The following is a 16,692-nucleotide window of genomic DNA, read 5'->3' on the forward strand; positions in this document are numbered from 1 at the left end:
CGCGCGTGACGGGCCAGGATGGAACCATGCCGAACATCCCCACCATCAGCCTCAACGACGGACGCCCCTTCCCCGAGCTCGGGCTCGGCACGTACAACCTGCGCGGCGACGAGGGGGTCGCGGCCATGGTCGCCGCGATCGACTCGGGCTACCGCCTGCTCGACACGGCGGTGAACTACGAGAACGAGAGCGAGGTCGGCCGAGCGGTGCGCGCGAGCAGCGTCGATCGCGACGAGCTCATCGTGGCGAGCAAGATCCCGGGCCGCCAGCACGGGCGCGCCGAGGCGGTCGACAGCATCCGCGGATCGCTCGACCGACTCGGCCTCGACGTGATCGACCTGCAGCTGATCCACTGGCCGAACCCCAGCGTCGGCCGGTGGCTCGACACCTGGCGCGGCATGATCGACGCGCGCGAGGCAGGCCTGGTCCGCTCGATCGGCGTCTCGAACTTCACCGAGCCGATGCTGAAGACCCTCATCGACGAGACCGGGGTCACACCCGCGGTCAACCAGGTCGAGCTCCACCCGTACTTCCCCCAGGCGGCGCTGCGCGCGTTCCACGCCGAGCACGGCATCCGCACCGAGAGCTGGAGCCCGCTCGCCCGGCGCAGCGAGCTGCTCACCGAGCAGCTGCTGCAGGAGCTGGCGGTCGTCTACGGAGTGACGCCGACGCAGGTGGTGCTGCGGTGGCACGTGCAGCTCGGCAGCACCCCGATCCCCAAGTCCGCCGACCCCGATCGCCAGCGCGAGAACGCCGATGTGTTCGGCTTCGCCCTCACCGCCGACCAGGTCGATGCGATCTCGGGCCTCGAGCGGGGGCGGCTCTGGGACGGCGACCCCGACACGCACGAAGAGATGTAGGCGACGGATGCCGCGCACTCACGCGTCGGGCAGGTCGTCGAGCCACTCCGCGTAGGTCTGCACGCCCCGATCGGCGCCGGCGCCCGGGAGGAGCGCTCCGCTGCGCAGCGCCCTCCCGTAGGCGCCCGGCACGTGCACGATCGGCACGGGGGCGGAGCGACCGATCGCGTGGGCGTACGCGCGGATCATCGCTGCGAGGCTCTCCTCCTGCGGTCCGGCGAGATCGGGCGCACGCCCGACCGGGGCCGACTCCGCGAGGCCGACCAGCCGTTCGGCGACCTCGCGTGCCGCGACGGGCTGCAACCGCCCGCTGGCGGCGGAGTGCACCGGCGCGCTCCGGTGGTAGTACATCGCGGGGAACTCGTGGAACTGCGTCGCCCGCAGGATGCTCCACGGAACCGCGCCTGCAGACACCGACCGCTCCTGAGCGAGCTTGCCGGCGTAGTAGCCGTCGGGCGCCGCTTCCATGCCCACGATCGTGAGCGCGATGTGGTGCTCGACCCCGGCGATCCGGCCCTGACGCAGCAGATTCGCCGTGGCTCCGGCGAAGAACGACACCGACAGCTCCGGTCGCCCCGTCTGGATGTTGCTCACGTCGATCACGGCGCGCGCGCCGCGCAGCCGCTCGGCGAGCCCGGCCCCGCTCACCAGGTCGACGCCGGTGCGGCGCGAGAGCACGACCGGCTCGTGCCCGCGCTCCCGCGCGACGCGGGTCACGTGCGAGCCGAGCAGGCCGCTGCCGCCGGCGATCGCGATGCGCACGTTGCCCCTTCCGATCGCTTCCCCGGCTCCGATCGTCGCACGCGGCGCACCGCCGGCGCGAGGCCCGCGGTCACCGGGCGCCGGTCGCGGTGCTCCCGGTGGTCGCTCCCGCAGCCTGTTCGGAGAGCCACTGCGCGAAGGTCTGTTCTCCGAGCGTCGCCTCGGGACCGGGAAGCGCCAGGCCGGCCCGCATCCCCTTCATCTGCGCACCCGGCAGGCTCACCGACGGGATCCACCCGCGATGGCCGCGCGCCCGGGCGTAGGCGACGATCATCGCGTCGAGTCGCTCCTCCTGCGGGCCGGCGATGTCGGGGACGCGCCCGCGGGGCGGACCGACCGCCAGCTCGGCGAGTGCCGCCGCAACCTCTCGAGCGGCCATCGGCTGGACGCGGGCACGCGGCGCGAGGTGGAGCGGACCGAGGTGCGCGTTCTCGAACAGCTGCGCCGCGAACTCGTGGAACTGCGTCGCGCGCTGAATGCTGACCGGCAGTCCGCTCTGCTCGGCGACACGTTCCTGGGCGACCTTCCCCGCGTAGTACTCATGCGGCATCCGGTCGACTCCGACGATCGAGAGCACGACGAGGTGACCGACCCCGGCGCGGATGCCGGCCCGTGCCAGATTGCCCGTCGCGGTCTCGAAGTACGCGATCGCGGCCTTCGCGGAGAGCGTCGTCGTGTTCGCGGTGTCGATCACGGCGTCGACGCCCTCCAGGGCGGCGTCGAGGCCGGCGCCCGTGACGAGATCGACTCCCGTCGACCTGGTGAGGACGACCGGGGTGTGGCCGAGTGCGCGCAGCGCCGCCACGGTCGGGGCGCCGACCACGCCGGTGCCGCCGGCGACCGCGATGCGCAGGTTCGATGCGGGGGAGTCGTTCTGAGTGCTCATACCTCTCCGACGAGGCGGACCGGCAGAATGTGAGGCGCCGGCTCACATTCCCGGGCGCGGCGTCGTCGACGATGCGGAGAGGATGCAGCATGACCGACGATCTCGTCGACGCCGAGCGGCGTTCGCTCGTCGCGGTGGCGTACCGCATGCTCGGAACCGTCACCGACGCCGAGGATGCCGTGCAGGAGGCGTTCGTGCGGTGGTACCGCCTGAGCGGCTCCGAGCGGGATGCGATCGTGAACCCGGCGGCGTGGCTCACCCGTGTGGTCGGGCGAATCTGCCTCGACATGCTCGGCTCGGCTCGCGCGAGGCGTGAGCAGTACGTCGGCGAGTGGCTGCCGGAACCCGTGCCGGCGCAGTCGCCGGTGGCGGCATCCGTCGGCGTCGATCCCCTCGATCAGGTGACCCTCGATGATTCGGTCAGCACGGCTCTGCTCATCGTGCTCGAATCGCTCACCCCCGCCGAACGCGTCGCCTTCGTGCTGCACGACGTGTTCGGCGTGCCGTTCGCCGAGATCGCCCAGACGGTGGGGCGGTCGCCGGATGCCGTGCGGCAGCTCGCCTCGCAGGCGAGGCGCCGCGTGCGCGAACGCCGACCGCGTCGAGCGGGTCGCGACGAGCACGACGCCGTCGCGCAGGCCTTCGCCGCGGCCACCGCGACAGGCGATCTCGCCGCCCTCATCGCCGTGCTCGATCCCGCCGTCGTCGCCTACGCCGACGGTGGGGGCAAGGTCTCCTCGGCGCGACGGCCCGTTCGCGGAGCAGATCGCGTCGCCCGCTTCCTCCTCGGCCTGCCGCGGCTGCAGCCGGGCGCAGCGATCTCGCCGACCCTCACCGGCGACGGGCTGGCGTTCCTCGTCACCGTCGACGGGCGAGCCGATGCGGTGATCTCGGTGGCGGTCGCCGCCGGACTCGTCACCGACGTGTACATCGTGCGCAACCCCGACAAGCTGACTCTCTGGCATGCGCTGGGCGATGGCGGTGGGGCGGGTTAGCGTGGACGAATGGCCACGCCCTTCCACTCGCTCGAGTCGTACATCGCCCTGCCCCGCGTCGAGGCTGCGGCACTCTCGCCCGACGGGCGCACCGTCGTCCTGACGGTCGCCGTGCTCAAGAAGGATCAGACCGCGTACGAACGGGCGCTGTGGAGCGTGCCCGCCGACGGGTCGGGGTTGCCGCGGCGGCTGACGAGATCGGCGAAGGGCGAGTCGGGCGCTGCCTTCACTCCCGCAGGCGACATCCTCTTCGTCTCGGCCCGTGCCGACGCGGATGCCGACGACCTCGAGTCGGCGCAGCTGTGGCTCCTGCCGAGCGCCGGCGGCGAGGCTCGACCGGTCACCCGCCTCGCCGGAGGCGTCGCCGCGATCGCCGCGACGGCGGCGGCGAGCGACCGCGTCGTGCTCGGCGCCTCGCTGCTGCCGTCGGCCGACTCGATCGAGGCCGACGCGGCCCTGCGCGCCGAACGCAAGAAGAAGAAGGTCGCCGCGATCCTCCACGAGCGCTACCCGGTCCGGTACTGGGACCACGACCTCGGCCCTGCCGAGCCGCACCTGCTCGCCGTCGACGTCGACGCGCTCGCCGACACGGTCGCGGCCGTCGCCGCCGACACCGCGGCCGAAGAGGAGGCGGAGGCCGCCCCCGCGGCAGCCGCCGCGACAGACGCGCCGGCCCCGTACCCCACGACGCTCCCACGACCGCGCGACCTCACCCCGCGACCGGGTCGCGCGGGCGACACCGATGGTGCGGCGCTCACGCCCGACGGTCGCACCCTCCTCGTCGCACTGCAGCGGCCGCTGCAGCGGGGCGGCCGTACGGCACTCGTGGCCATCGACACCGAGTCGGGCGCCCACACGGCGCTCGTCGACGAAGCCGGCGTCGACATCGCCGCCCCGACGGTCAGCCACGACGGCCGCTCGGTCGCCTACGTGCGTGCCCGCAAGGCGAGCCCGGCGGCTCCCGAGCAGGCCGAGGTGTGGGTTTCGGGCATCGACGGCAGCGATGCCCGTCGTATCGTCGCCGACTGGGACCGCTGGGCGACCGCTCTCACCTGGGACGCCGACGACACCGGCCTCATCGCCGTGGCCGACGACGACGGTCGCGCGCCGATCTTCCGCCTCCCGCTCGACGGCCCGGCCGAGCGCCTCACCGACGACGACTTCGCGTACTCGCACGTGCACGTCGACCGCACGAACGGAGACGTCGTCGCCCTGCGGTCATCGTGGGTGCAGCCGTCGCACCCGGTGCGCATCGCCCGCGGACCGGGCGGCGAGGCCGCGGGCGTCACCGTCCTGGCGACGCCCGCACCCGCGCCGGAGGTGCCGGGCACGCTCACCGAGATCGAGGCGACGGCGTCGGACGGGGCCCGCGTGCGCAGCTGGCTGCTGCTCCCCGAGGGAGCGTCGGCCGAGACGCCGGCTCCGCTGCTGCTGTGGATCCATGGGGGTCCGCTGTCGAGCTGGAACGCCTGGAGCTGGCGCTGGTCGCCGGCGCTCGCCGCGGCGCGAGGGTACGCCGTGCTGCTGCCCGATCCTGCGCTGTCCACCGGGTATGGACTCGACTTCATCGCCCGCGGATGGAACGCCTGGGGTGCCGCGCCGTACACCGACCTCCTGACGATCACCGACGTGGCCGTGGCCCGCGACGACATCGACGAGACGCGCACCGCCGCGATGGGCGGCTCGTTCGGCGGCTACATGGCCAACTGGGTCGCCGGGCACACCGATCGGTTCCGTGCGATCGTGACGCACGCGAGCCTGTGGGCGCTCGACCAGTTCGCCGGCACCACCGACCTGTCGGTGTACTGGCAGGAGATCTTCACTCCCGAGGCGATGGTCGAGAACTCCCCGCACCGCTTCGTCGAAGACATCGCCACGCCGCTGCTGGTCATCCACGGCGACAAGGACTACCGCGTTCCCATCGGCGAAGGGCTGCGGCTGTGGTCGGAGCTCGCCGAGCACCACGCCGACGACGAAGGACGGATGCCGCACCGCTTCCTGTACTTCCCCGACGAGAACCACTGGATCCTGGGGCCCCAGCACGCGGTGGTCTGGTACGAGACGGTGTTCGCCTTCCTCGGCGAGCACGTGCTCGGCTCCGAGCCGACGCGCGCGAAGCTGCTCGGCTGACGCGACGCCCGGCGGCGAGGGTCAGGTCTCGTGCCTGATCTCGCAGTCGCTCCCAGGGGAGAGGATCGCCTCGTGGCCGTCGTCGTAGCGCACGACGAGGAGAGGGATCTCCTCGGTGCCGCGCACATCGACGACGACTCCGGCGCGGCCCACCGCGCCCACGACACGACCGTGGATTACCACGCGGTCGCCGACCTCTGCATGCATCCCGATCACCCCTCGGCGCTCACGATACGACGGGCGCCGCACGAGCGATAGGGGGTGGGTCGCGCGTGGTCCCGCCTGCACTGCCGGGCCCGCGCGGTCAGACCCGGTGCGTCGGATCCCCGGCAGGCGCGACGGCGCGGCGCGCCTGCGGAGCAGTCAGAGCTGGGCGCCGTCGTCGTCGCGGTTCTCGAGGCCGACGTTGCGGCCACGCCATGACTCGTAGGCCATGAGCCAGCCGATCGAGACCGCCGCAGCGAGCACGACACCGAGCCACACGTTGCCCCAGATGAGGCCGAACACGATCCCGAGCGTGAACATCAGCGCGGTGCCGAAGGCCCATCCGGAGTGGCCGCGGGTCCAGCCCCGCCGTGACGTCGTCATGCGGTCAGCCTACGACGCCGCCGACGCGGCTCGGCACCGCGCGCGCGTCAGGCCGCGTCGGGTGTCGCCGCGTTGAGCGCCACCATCCAATCGATGCCGAACTTGTCGGTGAGCATGCCGAAGCGCCCACCCCACGGCGGCGTCTCGAACGGCATCACGACGGTGCCGCCGTCGGCGAGGGCGTTCCAGAAGCCCTCGAGCTGCGCCTCGTCGTCGCCCGAGACCGACACCGAGATGCCGGCAGGCGCGGCGTAGTCCATGCCGGTCGGTGTGTCGGCGCCCATCAGGATGAAGCCGTCGGGGGTGGTCAGCTGTGCGTGCATCACGAGACTCTGCTCGGCGGGGTCCTGCACCATGCCCTCGAACTGCGAGAACGTGGAGATGTCGAGGTCGCCGCCGAACACGCTCTGATAGAACGTCATGGCTTCGCGGGCCTCGGTCTTGAACGAGATGTAGGGGTTGAGGCTGGGCATTGATCTCACTCCTGGAAGGGGACGAACGGATGCCGCGCCCGGCCGCGTGGCGAGTCCAGTGTGCTCGGGGGCTCCGACATCGCACAAGGGCGCGTGATCAGCGCGACCGGTGGTCTTCGGGGTGCAGGCGCGGTGCCCGCCGCGGTTCGCGGACGCCGCTCGCGCCGATGAGGCGGATGATGCGCTGACGCTGGCCGGCCCACGGGGCGAGGAGTCGCAGCATCCCGTCGTCGTCGGTCCTCTCGCCGGTGAGCGCGTAGCCCACCTCGTGTGCGAGGTGGAAGTCGCCCACGCTCACCGCATCGGCGTCGCCGAGTGCTCGGATGCGCGTCTCGGCCGACGTCCACGGGCCGATGCCGGGCTGGCTCACCAGCACGCGGTCGACGCCTTCGCCGTCGGGTGCGGACAGGACGGCGCGCACGATCGCGTCGCCGCGGCGGGCGGCGCGCACGACGGCCTTCGACTGGGGTGGCTCGAGGCCCGCCCGGTGCCACGCCCACGACGGGATGTGCTGCCACCCGTCGATCGTGGGCGGCGTGAACATCGGTGTCGGTGTCGGGCCGGGGGCGCGCTCACCGCACCAGGTGACGATGCGGCGCCAGGCGGCGAAGGCCTGCATGCCGGTGACCTTCTGCTCGAACACGGCGCCCGCGAGAGCGTCGAACACGAGACCGGTCCGGCTGAGGCGGAGGCCGGGGTTTCGGCGGTGCGCATCGGCGATGAGCGGGTGCAGGGATGCGTCGAAGTCGGCGTCGGTGTCGGCGGACCCGCAGAGTTCGGGAACCTGGTCGAGCGCCCACTCGCGGCCCGGCCCCCAGGCTGCCGCCCGGACGACTCCCGGATGGGTCTCGCGCAAGGCGAGGGTGGCGACGCCGAGCGGGGTGCGGCTCGCGCGCCAGATCACCGTGCCCGACACCGTCATCGTCGGATCAGCGGCACCACGACGCTGCATCAGCACGGTGCGGCGGAGATCGAGCGGATGCCGAGGGCGGTACTCGGTCTCGAGGGGGCGCTCGGCAGCGGGTCGCGGATCGCGCACGGCGCTGCCGGCGCGTGACGGGTCGAAGCGCGCGGCATCCGTCCTTCGGGGGATGCGCGAGGTCGACGTCGTCATCCCCTCACCCTACGCCGGGGCCTCCGACACCGGGTGGGTGGGCGCGGCGGTCAGAAGCGGTCGGGCGAGGGCGTGCCGTGGCCGTATCGGATGACGACGTCCGCGTGGCGATCGAAGCGGTAGCCCACACCGCGCACGGTGCGCACGATGTCTTCGTACCGACCGAGCTTCGAGCGCAGCCGGCGCACGTGCACGTCGATCGTGCGCTCTCCCGGAGCCTCGTCGTCGGTGGCGCCCTGCCAGAGCGACGAGACCAGCTCGGTGCGCTCGATGGTGCGGCCCTCGCGCAGCACCAGGTACTGCAGGAGCTCGAACTCCTTGAACGTGAACGCGGCCGACTCGCCGTCGATGAGCACGCGCTTGCGCGAGATGTCGACGGTCACGCCGCCGGGCGCGCGGTCGTCCTCTTCGGGCTCTTCCTTCTTGGTGCGGGCGACGGCCGACGGCTCGTGCAGCGCCAGGCGCACGACGTCGACGTCGCGGCCGCCGGCGCCGACGGGGGCGAGGGCGACAGTGGCGTAGGTCTCGGCGGCCGGCGCGAGCTCGGTGATCGTGCGGCGCAGCGCCTCGACGAGCACGCCGAGGTCGACGCCCGCTGCGGCGGCCTTGGCCTCGTCGAGGCCGACGTACAGCGCGAAGCCGCGCGGAGCGGTGCCGGGCGGGAGGTTGCGGGGCGTGGCCGGCGACTGCTCGGCGGCGGCGGCCGGGGCGGCGGGCGGTGCGACCGGGGTGCTCACGGTCGGAACCGGGGCTGTCACGGCGCGGAGGTGGCGCACGGGGGCGGATGCGGGGCGGTCGAGGAGGGCGGTGGTCGACATGATGATGGTCCTTGCGGAAAGGAACCCCGGCGTGTTCGCCAGAAAGGGTTCGGATGTGCTGCAGCCCGGAGCGGGCAGTGCCCGGAGGGGCGGTGCCCGGCGGTGGGCGGGGAGCAAAGCATCCGGGTGGCGCGTGATCGACGCGTTCGACCTGGTGCTTCGGGGACCCTGCGAGAACCGTTCGACTGAGGACGAGATGCCGCTCAGAGGCGGTCTGCGAGTCCGGCGGGGGTCACCGTGCTAGTGGCACATTCGACAACACATGACTGACCGGCCGGCCATCATCATGCCGGCAGTCCCGTTCGCCTCCCAGGCGGACAGAGAACGTGCGGTGTCAGTCATGTGCCCGATTATGACGGAGGAGGTCCGGATGCGTCAAATCGCCCTGTCTTCGCTCGTGGCGGAAGCCGGAGTGTGACAGATTGCTCACTGCGCGGATGCGCTAGCGACGCGCGCGTCCGCGCGCCCGAGAACCACCGCTGAGTGGCAGGAGCATCGATGCCCGCCGGAAGCCCCGACTGCGCGCGATCGCCGACACGCGTGCCGGCGGCCCCGGGTGCCCCGGAGCGGACGTACCCTGTGGGGGTGACTGAGCTTCGATTCACCAATGAAGCCGACGCCTCGCGCTACACGCTGTATCGCGGTGACGACCTCGTGGGCGTGCTGGACTACCGCGACGACGGCCGCACCGTCGCCATGACCCGCGCGTACACCGTGCCCACGTTCCGCGGCCACGGCTACGCCGGCGACCTCGTGTCGCGCGCGGTCGGCGAACTCGAGCAGCGAGGAGACCGCGGCGTGATCCCGGTGTGCTGGTACGTCGCCGACTGGTTCGAGGCGAACCCGGCCCACCGGGGCCTCCTCAAGCGCACGGCCTGACCCCCCCACCGGCACTGCCTTCCAGGCAGAGGCGGTGACGGATCGATCGACCGCCCCGGCCGCGACCGTGTCCGCCGCGGCCGGGTGCCGGCGCGGCGTCCTCAGGCCGTGGCGCAGTTCGGTGCGCAGACCTCGAGCCCGTCGGCGGTGAGGCCGATGGGTCGGGCCCAGACGGCGCGCCGACGGGGCGGAGCCGCGTGCACCGGACGGGCGTAGGAGTGCGCCGCGAGCTGCCGATCGGTCGCGGCGATCGATTCGAACGCGCGGCGCTCGCGGATGGCGGCGAGCAGGGCGAGTTCGCGGTCGCGGACGACCGATTCGTGGCGGTACTGCTGTTCGGCGGCGGTGACGAGCGAGAGCATGTTTCCTCCGTAGGTTCCGATGTCCTCAACCTACGAAGGGCCTCCGACATTGCGGGCTGTCGAGACCATGGCCGGAAAACAGCGCACGGTGGCAGTCTCGGAGCACCGGGCGGCGACCTCCGCCGACGCCGCGGCCCCCACCGTCACGCGGCGTCGTGGTCGCGCAGTCCGACCCGATCGGGGATGTCGAACTGCACCCGCGGCAGCCACGCGGCGGGGTCGGGCCACGGCCGACCGGCCGGAAGCGAGCGCAGGCGCGCGCGAACCGCGGCATCCGTCGCCTCCACGGGCAGGACCCGTGTCGGGGCCCGGTGCGCGAGCGCGCCCAGCCACCAGTGCCGCCAGGTTCCGTCGACGGCTTCGGGGCCGACCACGACGTAGTAGTCGGGCATGATCGCGGCGCCCGAGGCGAAGGAGTCGAGCAGCGTCTCGACCTCGACCTCGAGGGTGCCGAGCGTCGAACGCTCCTCGAACAGTTCGACCCACGCCGCGGCGACGTGCAGGAGCGGATCGGCGTCGTGCACCACGTACGGCGCCTCGGCGGTCGAGACGAACCGCGTCGCCGCGGCCTGGTCGCCCTCGCGCAGCGACACCGCCACGAGAGAGGGGAGGCCGGACAGGCCGGCGAGGATGCTGTCGCTGTCGGCGCCGACGAGCGCGACGACGGTGGACCGAGGTGCGAGATCAGAGGTGGGCGCCATATTCCACGATACGTCCGCCCCACCCGGCGCGCACCGGCACGGCGCGCCGGGAGGGGGAACCGGTCGACGGATGCCGCGCTGCCCGGTGGGCCGCGCAGGCGATGTCGGCGGGTGAACGTACCGTGTTCGCATGCGCATCCTGCACACCTCGGACTGGCACATCGGGCGGTCGTTCCACGGCCACGCCACGCTCGATGCGCTGCGCGGCGTGCTCGAAGCGCTCGTCGTCCAGGTGCGCGACAACCGCGTGGACGTGGTGATCGTCGCCGGCGACGTCTTCGACTCGGCAGCCCCTGCCGCGGCCTGCTACTCGCTGCTGACCGACGCGCTTCGCGGTATCGCCGACACCGGCGCCGCGGTCGTGGTCACCAGCGGCAACCACGATTCGGCGGCGCGGCTCGGATTCCAGTCGGCGCTGCTGCGCGACGGCATCCACGTCGTCACCGATCCGCGCATGGTGGGCACGCCGATCACGATCGCCGACGAACACGGTCCGGTGCAGATCTACGGGATCCCCTACCTCGAGCCGGCACTCGTGCGCCATCACTGGAACGACCGGGCGATGCGAACGCAGCACGACGCCGTCGCCCATGCGATGGACCTCGTCCGAGCCGACCTCGCCGACCGCGGCGGCCGGTCGGTCGCGATCTCGCACTGCTTCGCGGCGGGGGTCGAAGCCACGCCGGGCGTCGAGCGCGAGATCCGTCAGGGCAGCCTCGACGTCGTGCCGCTGTCGACCTTCGACGGTCCCGACTACGTCGCCCTCGGCCACATCCACGGCAGGCAGCAGCTCTCCGAGCGCGTGCGATACGCCGGCGCGCCGCTGCACTACAGCTTCGGCGAGGCGGCGAAGCCGCGCGGGTCGTGGCTGGTCGAGCTCGATGCCGCGGGGCTCGCATCGACCTCGTGGCTCGAGCTGCCCGTGCCGCGCCGACTCGAGACCGTGCGCGGCACGCTCGACGAACTTCTCACCGACCCCTCCTTCGCCGAGGCGGAAGACGCGTGGGTATGCGCCCAGTACACCGATGCGACCCCGCAGCCCGATCCCATGCGGCGGCTGCTCACGCGGTTCCCGCACTGCGCGACGGTCATGCACACCCCGGTCGGTCAACGCGCTGACGACGGGCTCACCTACTCCCGGCGCGTGCGTGAAGCCCGGAACGACGTCGAGCTCGTCGACGCGTTCCTCGCCCACGTGCGCGAGGGCGAGGGGGCGTCGGAGGAGGAGATCGCGCTGATCCGGTCGGTGATCGACGAGCAGACCCTCGCCGAGGCGCTCGCATGAGGCTCCACCGCCTCGAACTGACCGGGTTCGGCCCGTTCCGCGAACGCCAAGTCGTCGACTTCGACGCGTTCGCCGACGACGGCATCTTCCTGATCGCCGGGCGCACGGGCGCGGGCAAGTCGAGCGTGCTCGACGGTGTGTGCTTCGCGCTCTACGGCGGCGTTCCGCGCTACGACGGCGTCGAGAAGCGGCTGCGCAGCGACCACTGCGAGCCCGACGAGCCGACCGTGGCGCTGGTCGAGTTCAGCGCGGGCGGCCGCATGTGGCGCGTCACCCGGTCGCCCGAGTACGACCGGCCCAAGCTGCGCGGCGACGGGCTCACGACCGAGCCGCACCGCGCCCAGCTCGACGAGCGCTTCGGCGACGCGTGGGTCGGTCGAGCCGCGCGCCCCGTCGACGTCGCGCGCGAACTCGACGAGGTGCTCGGGCTCAGCCAGCAGCAGTTCCTCCAGGTGATCCTGCTCGCGCAGAACCGGTTCGCCGAGTTCCTCCTCGCGAAGAACGACGACCGGCAGCGGCTGCTGCGGCGTCTGTTCGGAACCCGTGCGTACGAGGGATATCAGGCTGCGCTCGAGACGCGGCGCCGAGAGTCGGAGCGATCCCTCACCGCAGCCGGAGACGGCGTAGGTCTGCTGGTCGGCGAAGCCGAGCGGCTCCTCGTCGACGCGCATCTCGGCGGAGATGACGGCGTCGATGCGCCGGATGCGACCGGCGGCGCGTCGACCGTCGCGGCCGGGACCATCCGACCGACGGTCGAGCAGCGACTCGAGCGAGCCGACACCGGTGCCCGCCGCGCCGACTACCGTGCTGAGACGCTCACCCGCGAGCGCGATGATGCGGATGCGGCGCACCGGGCAGCCGAGATCGCCCTCGTCGCGCAGCGCAGTCTCCGTGAGCGGCAGGAGCAGCGTTCCCGCTCGCGAGCGGCTCTGGCCGCACTCGAAGACCGTCGCGACCGTATCGACGCCGATCGTGCGGTGCTGCGCGCCGCCGTCGCCGCCGAAGCCCTTCGCGGTCCGCTCGACGCCGTGGCTCGAGTGAGCGGTGAGCTCGCGGCTGCCGTCGCAGAACGTGAGGAGGCTGCGCGGACCTGGCGACGGGGAGAGCCCGACGCCGCCGACGCGGACGCCGCCGAGCCCGACGAAGCCGCGCTGCGCGCCGCGGTCGACGCGCTGACCGGTGATCTCGCGGTGTGGACGGCGGCTCTCGACAGCGAGCGGACGCTGGCCGCCGCCGAGGCCGAGCAGTCCGCGCGGGAGGCCCGTATCGCCGAGGTGCAGGGGCTCCTCTCCGCGCTCGACGCGCAGGTCGCCGCCGTGCCCGCTCAGCTGGCTGAACTCGAGGCCGCGCTCGCCGCCGCCCGCGACGGCGCCGGCGGTCTCGACGCCGCGGTGTCGCGGCTGGCGGAGTCCGAGCGGCGGCTGACTGCGGCTCGTGACGCCGAGAACCTCGGCGACGCGCTGCACTCCGCCGAGGCAGCGTATCTCCTGGCCGGCAAGGCGCACGCGCACGCGCAGTCCGAGGTCACGCGACTGCTCCAGCGGCGTATCGCCGATCGCGCGGGGGAGCTGGCCGGCGCCCTCGCCGAGGGCCAGCCGTGCGCCGTGTGCGGGTCGACGGAGCATCCCGCTCCGGCCGCCGCGGCCGACGACCCGGTCTCCGACGAGGTGCTGGCGACTGCCGAGCACCAGCGCGACTCCGCCGCACAGGCCGAGGCCGCTGACGCGGCTCGCGCGCGCGCCGCGCGCGAGCAGCACGCCGACGCCGTCGCACGTGCCGGCGGTGCGGATGTCGACACCTGCCGGGCCGACCACCAGACGGCGACCGAGGCCGCCCAGCAGGCGCGGGCGGCGGCGGCCCGACGTGACGAACTCGTCGACCAGCGCATCCAGCTCGCAGGCATCGCCGACGAAGCGGGGCGCGAGCACGAGCGGCTGACCGCCGATCTGCAGGCGCTCCGCGAAACGCTCGCCGCCGCGACCGGACGCATCGAGGCCGCCCGCCAGAGCGTCTCGACGGCGCGCGGGCCGTTCCCGTCGGTCGCCGAACGGGTGGCGCACGGCGCTGCTCGGCGTGCTCACGCCGTCCGCTACGCCGACGCGCTCCACGACGAGAGCGTCGCCGGGGCTCAACTGGCGCGCGCAACCGTCGAACTCGACGTCCTGCTCGAGTCCGCGGGGCTCGGGTCGGCCGACGACGCGCGTGCCGCCCTCCGCGACGCCCGCACGCGCGCCGAGATCGACGACACCATCCGCCGGCACGACGCGGCGCTCCATGCCGAGCGCGACCGCCTGCGGGAGCTCGAACTCGACCTCGCAGGAGAGCCGGAGGAGCCGATCGACCTCGAGCCCGCCGTCGCCGCCGTCACCCGCGCCCGCGACGTCTGGAGCGCGCGGGTCGACGCCGTGGCCCAGGCGACCCAGGTCGCCGTGAGGCTTCACGATCTGCTCAGCCGAGCACGCGCGGAGCACGCGGCGATCGACGCGCTCGCCGCCGACCACGCCGTGATCGTGCGCCTGGCCGACACCGTCGCGGGGCGTCCGCCGAACGCGCTGCGCATGACGCTTGAATCGTTCGTGCTGGCGGCTGAGCTCGAAGAGATCGTTCGCGCCGCGAATCTCCGTCTCGACGACATGTCGGCGGGGCGCTACCGGCTCCAGCACACCGACGCCCGGGCGGCACGCGGTGCAGCCTCGGGCCTCGGACTCGAGATCCTCGATGCCCACACCGGAGCGGCGCGGCCGGCTCAGTCGCTCTCCGGAGGCGAGACGTTCCTCACGTCGCTCGCGCTCGCGCTCGGACTAGCCGAGGTGGTCACGGCCCGCGCGGGAGGGGTTCAGCTCGACACGCTGTTCATCGACGAGGGCTTCGGCTCACTCGACGACGAGACCCTCGACCTCGCCATGCGCACCCTCGACGAACTGCGGCAGGGCGGGCGCACGGTCGGTCTCATCAGCCACGTCGCCGCGGTGAAGGAGCAGATCCCCGCGCAGCTGATCGTGGCTGCGACGGCGCAGGGGCCGAGCACGATCTCGCAGAACGCGGTGCTCGCCGACCCGGCATAACAACCGACAGCTGCGCAGCCGAAATGCTGCGACGCGGCGGTCGGCCCGGCAGTCCCTCCCGGGCCGCAGCCGAGCGCGACGAGCAGCCGCCGCGGCCGAGGTCCGTCCGAGACACCCTTGTCCGCCCGGATACACGGGTGTATGTTTCGCGCAGATCGTTCCTGGGGGATCCGATCGTGCCCGACCGCCGGCGTCATCCGGCCACGGCAGCGCAGCCGTGCCTTGCTCCATCACCTTCACGTTCGGAGTCGTCATGCGCTCATCACCTGGGGCGCGGCGCGCCCTCGCGGCACTCGCTGCCGCGACCATCGTCCTCGCCGGAACCCTGTTCGCGCCCTCCGCGGCCAGCGCTGCGCCACCGCCCGCCACCATCACGAAAATGGCTGCCCTCGGGGACTCGATCACACTGGGGTCGATGTCGTGCAGCTCGCTGCTGAGCTGCCCCGCGAACAGCTGGTCGACCGGTACGTCGACGTCGGTGCCGTCGCATCTTCGCAGCCTCAGGGCCGCAGGAGCGACGAGCCTCGTGGGCTACAACAACGCGGTCGCCGGCGCGACATCGGGCGCGCTCGCCACACAGGCCCAAGCCGCCGTGAACCAGCAGGCGCAGTACGTGACGATCGAGATCGGAGCGAACGACGCCTGCACGAGCACCGTCGGCGCGATGACGCCGACTGCGACGTTCAAGACCAACGTGCAGAACGCGCTGGCCGCCCTCGCCGCGGGGTCCGCCTCTCCCGAGATCTTCGTCGCGAGCATCCCGAATCTTCAGCGGATGTACGACCTCAACAAGTCGAGCATCAGCGCTCGGCTCACCTGGGGGCTGCTGAGGATCTGCCAGTCGATGCTCGCGAACCCCACCAGCACCAAGGCTGCCGACGTGCAGCGCCGCACGGATGTGCAGACGCGGGTGAACGAGTACAACACCGCACTGGCCGAGGCCTGCGCCGCGACCGCGAAGTGCCGGTTCGACGGGAACGCCGTCGCGAACCTCGCCTTCGTGAAGTCCGACATCTCGACGCGGGACTATTTCCACCCCTCGCTGAGCGGGCAGGCGACCTTCGCGCGGACGACCTGGGCGAAGACGCAGTGGGTCACGCCCTGAGCGTCTGACCGCCGGAGCACCTGACCGCACTGCGGGCCCGACCGCGGCGGCATCCGTTCCCGGATGGCCGTCGCGGTCGTCAGACTCCGTAGTCGTCGCGGATGCGTTCGCGCAGCAGTGCGCTGCACGCCGTGACCGCTGCACGCCAGTCGGTGATCGCGCCGTCCTGCGCACGGTCCGACACGGCCTTCAGGATGCGGATGGGCACGCCGAACTGCTGCGCCACCCACACGTACGCGTAGGCCTCCATGTCGACGAGGCCTGCGCCGAGCGGCCGGATGACCTGCACCGCCTCGGAGTCGTCGACGAAGTGGTCGCCGGTGGCGATCGTCACGCCCGCACGGCCGAGCTCCACCCGCGGCGGCAGCGACACGTGCTGGCCGACGATGCCGTCGATGTCGGTCACGTCGTGCTGGATCGCGGCGTCGATCTCGTACACCGAGGCATCCAATCGCGCATCGATCGCCCCTGCGGTGCCGACCACGACGATCTCGTCGTAGCGGGCGGCGTCGAGTGCACGCGTGAGCGCATAGGTCGCCTGCAGCTTGCCCGGTCCCGTCACCAGCCTGTCGAACCCGTCGAGTTCGGCGGGGAAGGCGGCGAGTTCGGTCTCGAGGGCGGCGACGAGGAGCTTCACCCGTCCATCTTCGCGCACCTGCCTGGACGCGC

General features: G+C 72.6%; 17 protein-coding genes. 7 read left to right on the forward strand and 10 right to left on the reverse strand.

Going from position 1 to position 16,692, the window contains the following annotated elements; all coding sequences use genetic code 11:
- Positions 1-26 precede the first annotated feature (26 nt).
- Positions 27-860: an aldo/keto reductase gene (locus JOD63_RS00930; protein WP_045276472.1), complete on the forward strand. Its 834-nt coding sequence runs from the start codon at positions 27-29 to the stop codon at positions 858-860.
- Between the two features lie 18 nt (positions 861-878).
- On the opposite strand, the gene JOD63_RS00935 is transcribed toward JOD63_RS00930, so the two are convergent.
- Positions 879-1,622: an SDR family oxidoreductase gene (locus JOD63_RS00935; protein WP_045276473.1), complete on the reverse strand. Its 744-nt coding sequence runs from the start codon at positions 1,620-1,622 to the stop codon at positions 879-881.
- Positions 1,623-1,692: 70 nt separating this feature from the next.
- Entirely contained in the window at positions 1,693-2,508 is an 816-nt protein-coding gene (locus JOD63_RS00940; protein WP_245243861.1) for an SDR family oxidoreductase, read from the reverse strand.
- Positions 2,509-2,597: 89 nt separating this feature from the next.
- Here JOD63_RS00940 and sigJ point away from each other — a divergent pair, with 89 nt between their 5' ends.
- Both sigJ and JOD63_RS00950 read left to right on the forward strand, forming a co-directional pair.
- Entirely contained in the window at positions 2,598-3,503 is a 906-nt protein-coding gene (gene sigJ, locus JOD63_RS00945) for an RNA polymerase sigma factor SigJ (protein ID WP_045276474.1), read from the forward strand.
- A 9-nt stretch (positions 3,504-3,512) separates the two neighbouring features.
- Positions 3,513-5,633 (forward strand): S9 family peptidase, encoded by a 2,121-nt coding sequence (locus JOD63_RS00950; RefSeq protein WP_045276475.1) that lies wholly within the window; start codon positions 3,513-3,515, stop codon positions 5,631-5,633.
- A gap of 21 nt (positions 5,634-5,654) precedes the next feature.
- On the opposite strand, the gene JOD63_RS00955 is transcribed toward JOD63_RS00950, so the two are convergent.
- The 5 genes from JOD63_RS00955 to JOD63_RS00975 all read right to left on the reverse strand — a co-directional run bounded on the left by JOD63_RS00955 (position 5,655) and on the right by JOD63_RS00975 (position 8,626).
- A complete protein-coding gene (locus JOD63_RS00955) occupies positions 5,655-5,840 on the reverse strand; it encodes a DUF1918 domain-containing protein (protein ID WP_045276531.1) in 186 nt (61 codons plus the stop codon).
- A gap of 156 nt (positions 5,841-5,996) precedes the next feature.
- The gene (locus JOD63_RS00960; RefSeq protein ID WP_045276476.1) at positions 5,997-6,221 is read right to left on the reverse strand and encodes a hypothetical protein; all 225 of its coding nucleotides are present in this window, start codon (positions 6,219-6,221) and stop codon (positions 5,997-5,999) included.
- A 47-nt stretch (positions 6,222-6,268) separates the two neighbouring features.
- Positions 6,269-6,694: a VOC family protein gene (locus JOD63_RS00965; RefSeq protein ID WP_045276477.1), complete on the reverse strand. Its 426-nt coding sequence runs from the start codon at positions 6,692-6,694 to the stop codon at positions 6,269-6,271.
- Positions 6,695-6,791: 97 nt separating this feature from the next.
- Complete coding sequence (locus JOD63_RS00970; protein ID WP_245243862.1) at positions 6,792-7,808, reverse strand: DNA-3-methyladenine glycosylase family protein; 1,017 nt, start codon at positions 7,806-7,808, stop codon at positions 6,792-6,794.
- 50 nt (positions 7,809-7,858) lie between these two features.
- A complete protein-coding gene (locus tag JOD63_RS00975; RefSeq protein ID WP_211088016.1) occupies positions 7,859-8,626 on the reverse strand; it encodes a winged helix-turn-helix domain-containing protein in 768 nt (255 codons plus the stop codon).
- A 585-nt stretch (positions 8,627-9,211) separates the two neighbouring features.
- Between JOD63_RS00975 and JOD63_RS17625 the strand changes: the two genes are divergently transcribed.
- The gene (locus JOD63_RS17625) at positions 9,212-9,505 is read left to right on the forward strand and encodes a GNAT family N-acetyltransferase (RefSeq protein ID WP_045274080.1); all 294 of its coding nucleotides are present in this window, start codon (positions 9,212-9,214) and stop codon (positions 9,503-9,505) included.
- Between the two features lie 101 nt (positions 9,506-9,606).
- On the opposite strand, the gene JOD63_RS00985 is transcribed toward JOD63_RS17625, so the two are convergent.
- Positions 9,607-9,867: a hypothetical protein gene (locus tag JOD63_RS00985; protein WP_045274070.1), complete on the reverse strand. Its 261-nt coding sequence runs from the start codon at positions 9,865-9,867 to the stop codon at positions 9,607-9,609.
- A 143-nt stretch (positions 9,868-10,010) separates the two neighbouring features.
- On the reverse strand, positions 10,011-10,568 hold the full coding sequence (locus JOD63_RS00990; protein WP_045274071.1) for a hypothetical protein: 558 nt from the start codon (positions 10,566-10,568) through the stop codon (positions 10,011-10,013).
- A 130-nt stretch (positions 10,569-10,698) separates the two neighbouring features.
- Between JOD63_RS00990 and JOD63_RS00995 the strand changes: the two genes are divergently transcribed.
- The 3 genes from JOD63_RS00995 (at position 10,699) to JOD63_RS01005 (ending at position 16,023) form a co-directional block, all read left to right on the forward strand.
- The gene (locus JOD63_RS00995; RefSeq protein WP_045274072.1) at positions 10,699-11,853 is read left to right on the forward strand and encodes an exonuclease SbcCD subunit D; all 1,155 of its coding nucleotides are present in this window, start codon (positions 10,699-10,701) and stop codon (positions 11,851-11,853) included.
- Positions 11,850-14,918, forward strand: a complete 3,069-nt coding sequence (locus JOD63_RS01000) for an AAA family ATPase (RefSeq protein ID WP_211088017.1) — start codon at positions 11,850-11,852, stop codon at positions 14,916-14,918. Before JOD63_RS00995 ends, JOD63_RS01000 begins: the two co-directional genes overlap by 4 nt.
- Before the next feature lie 253 nt (positions 14,919-15,171).
- Positions 15,172-16,023 carry an SGNH/GDSL hydrolase family protein gene (locus JOD63_RS01005; RefSeq protein ID WP_045274074.1) on the forward strand — a complete coding sequence of 284 codons (852 nt, stop codon included), beginning with the start codon at positions 15,172-15,174 and terminating at the stop codon, positions 16,021-16,023.
- Positions 16,024-16,102: 79 nt separating this feature from the next.
- On the opposite strand, the gene JOD63_RS01010 is transcribed toward JOD63_RS01005, so the two are convergent.
- On the reverse strand, positions 16,103-16,660 hold the full coding sequence (locus tag JOD63_RS01010; protein WP_045274081.1) for a phosphorylase family protein: 558 nt from the start codon (positions 16,658-16,660) through the stop codon (positions 16,103-16,105).
- Positions 16,661-16,692 lie beyond the last annotated feature (32 nt).

It is taken from the genome of Microbacterium terrae (assembly GCF_017831975.1).
Classification (GTDB): domain Bacteria; phylum Actinomycetota; class Actinomycetes; order Actinomycetales; family Microbacteriaceae; genus Microbacterium; species Microbacterium terrae.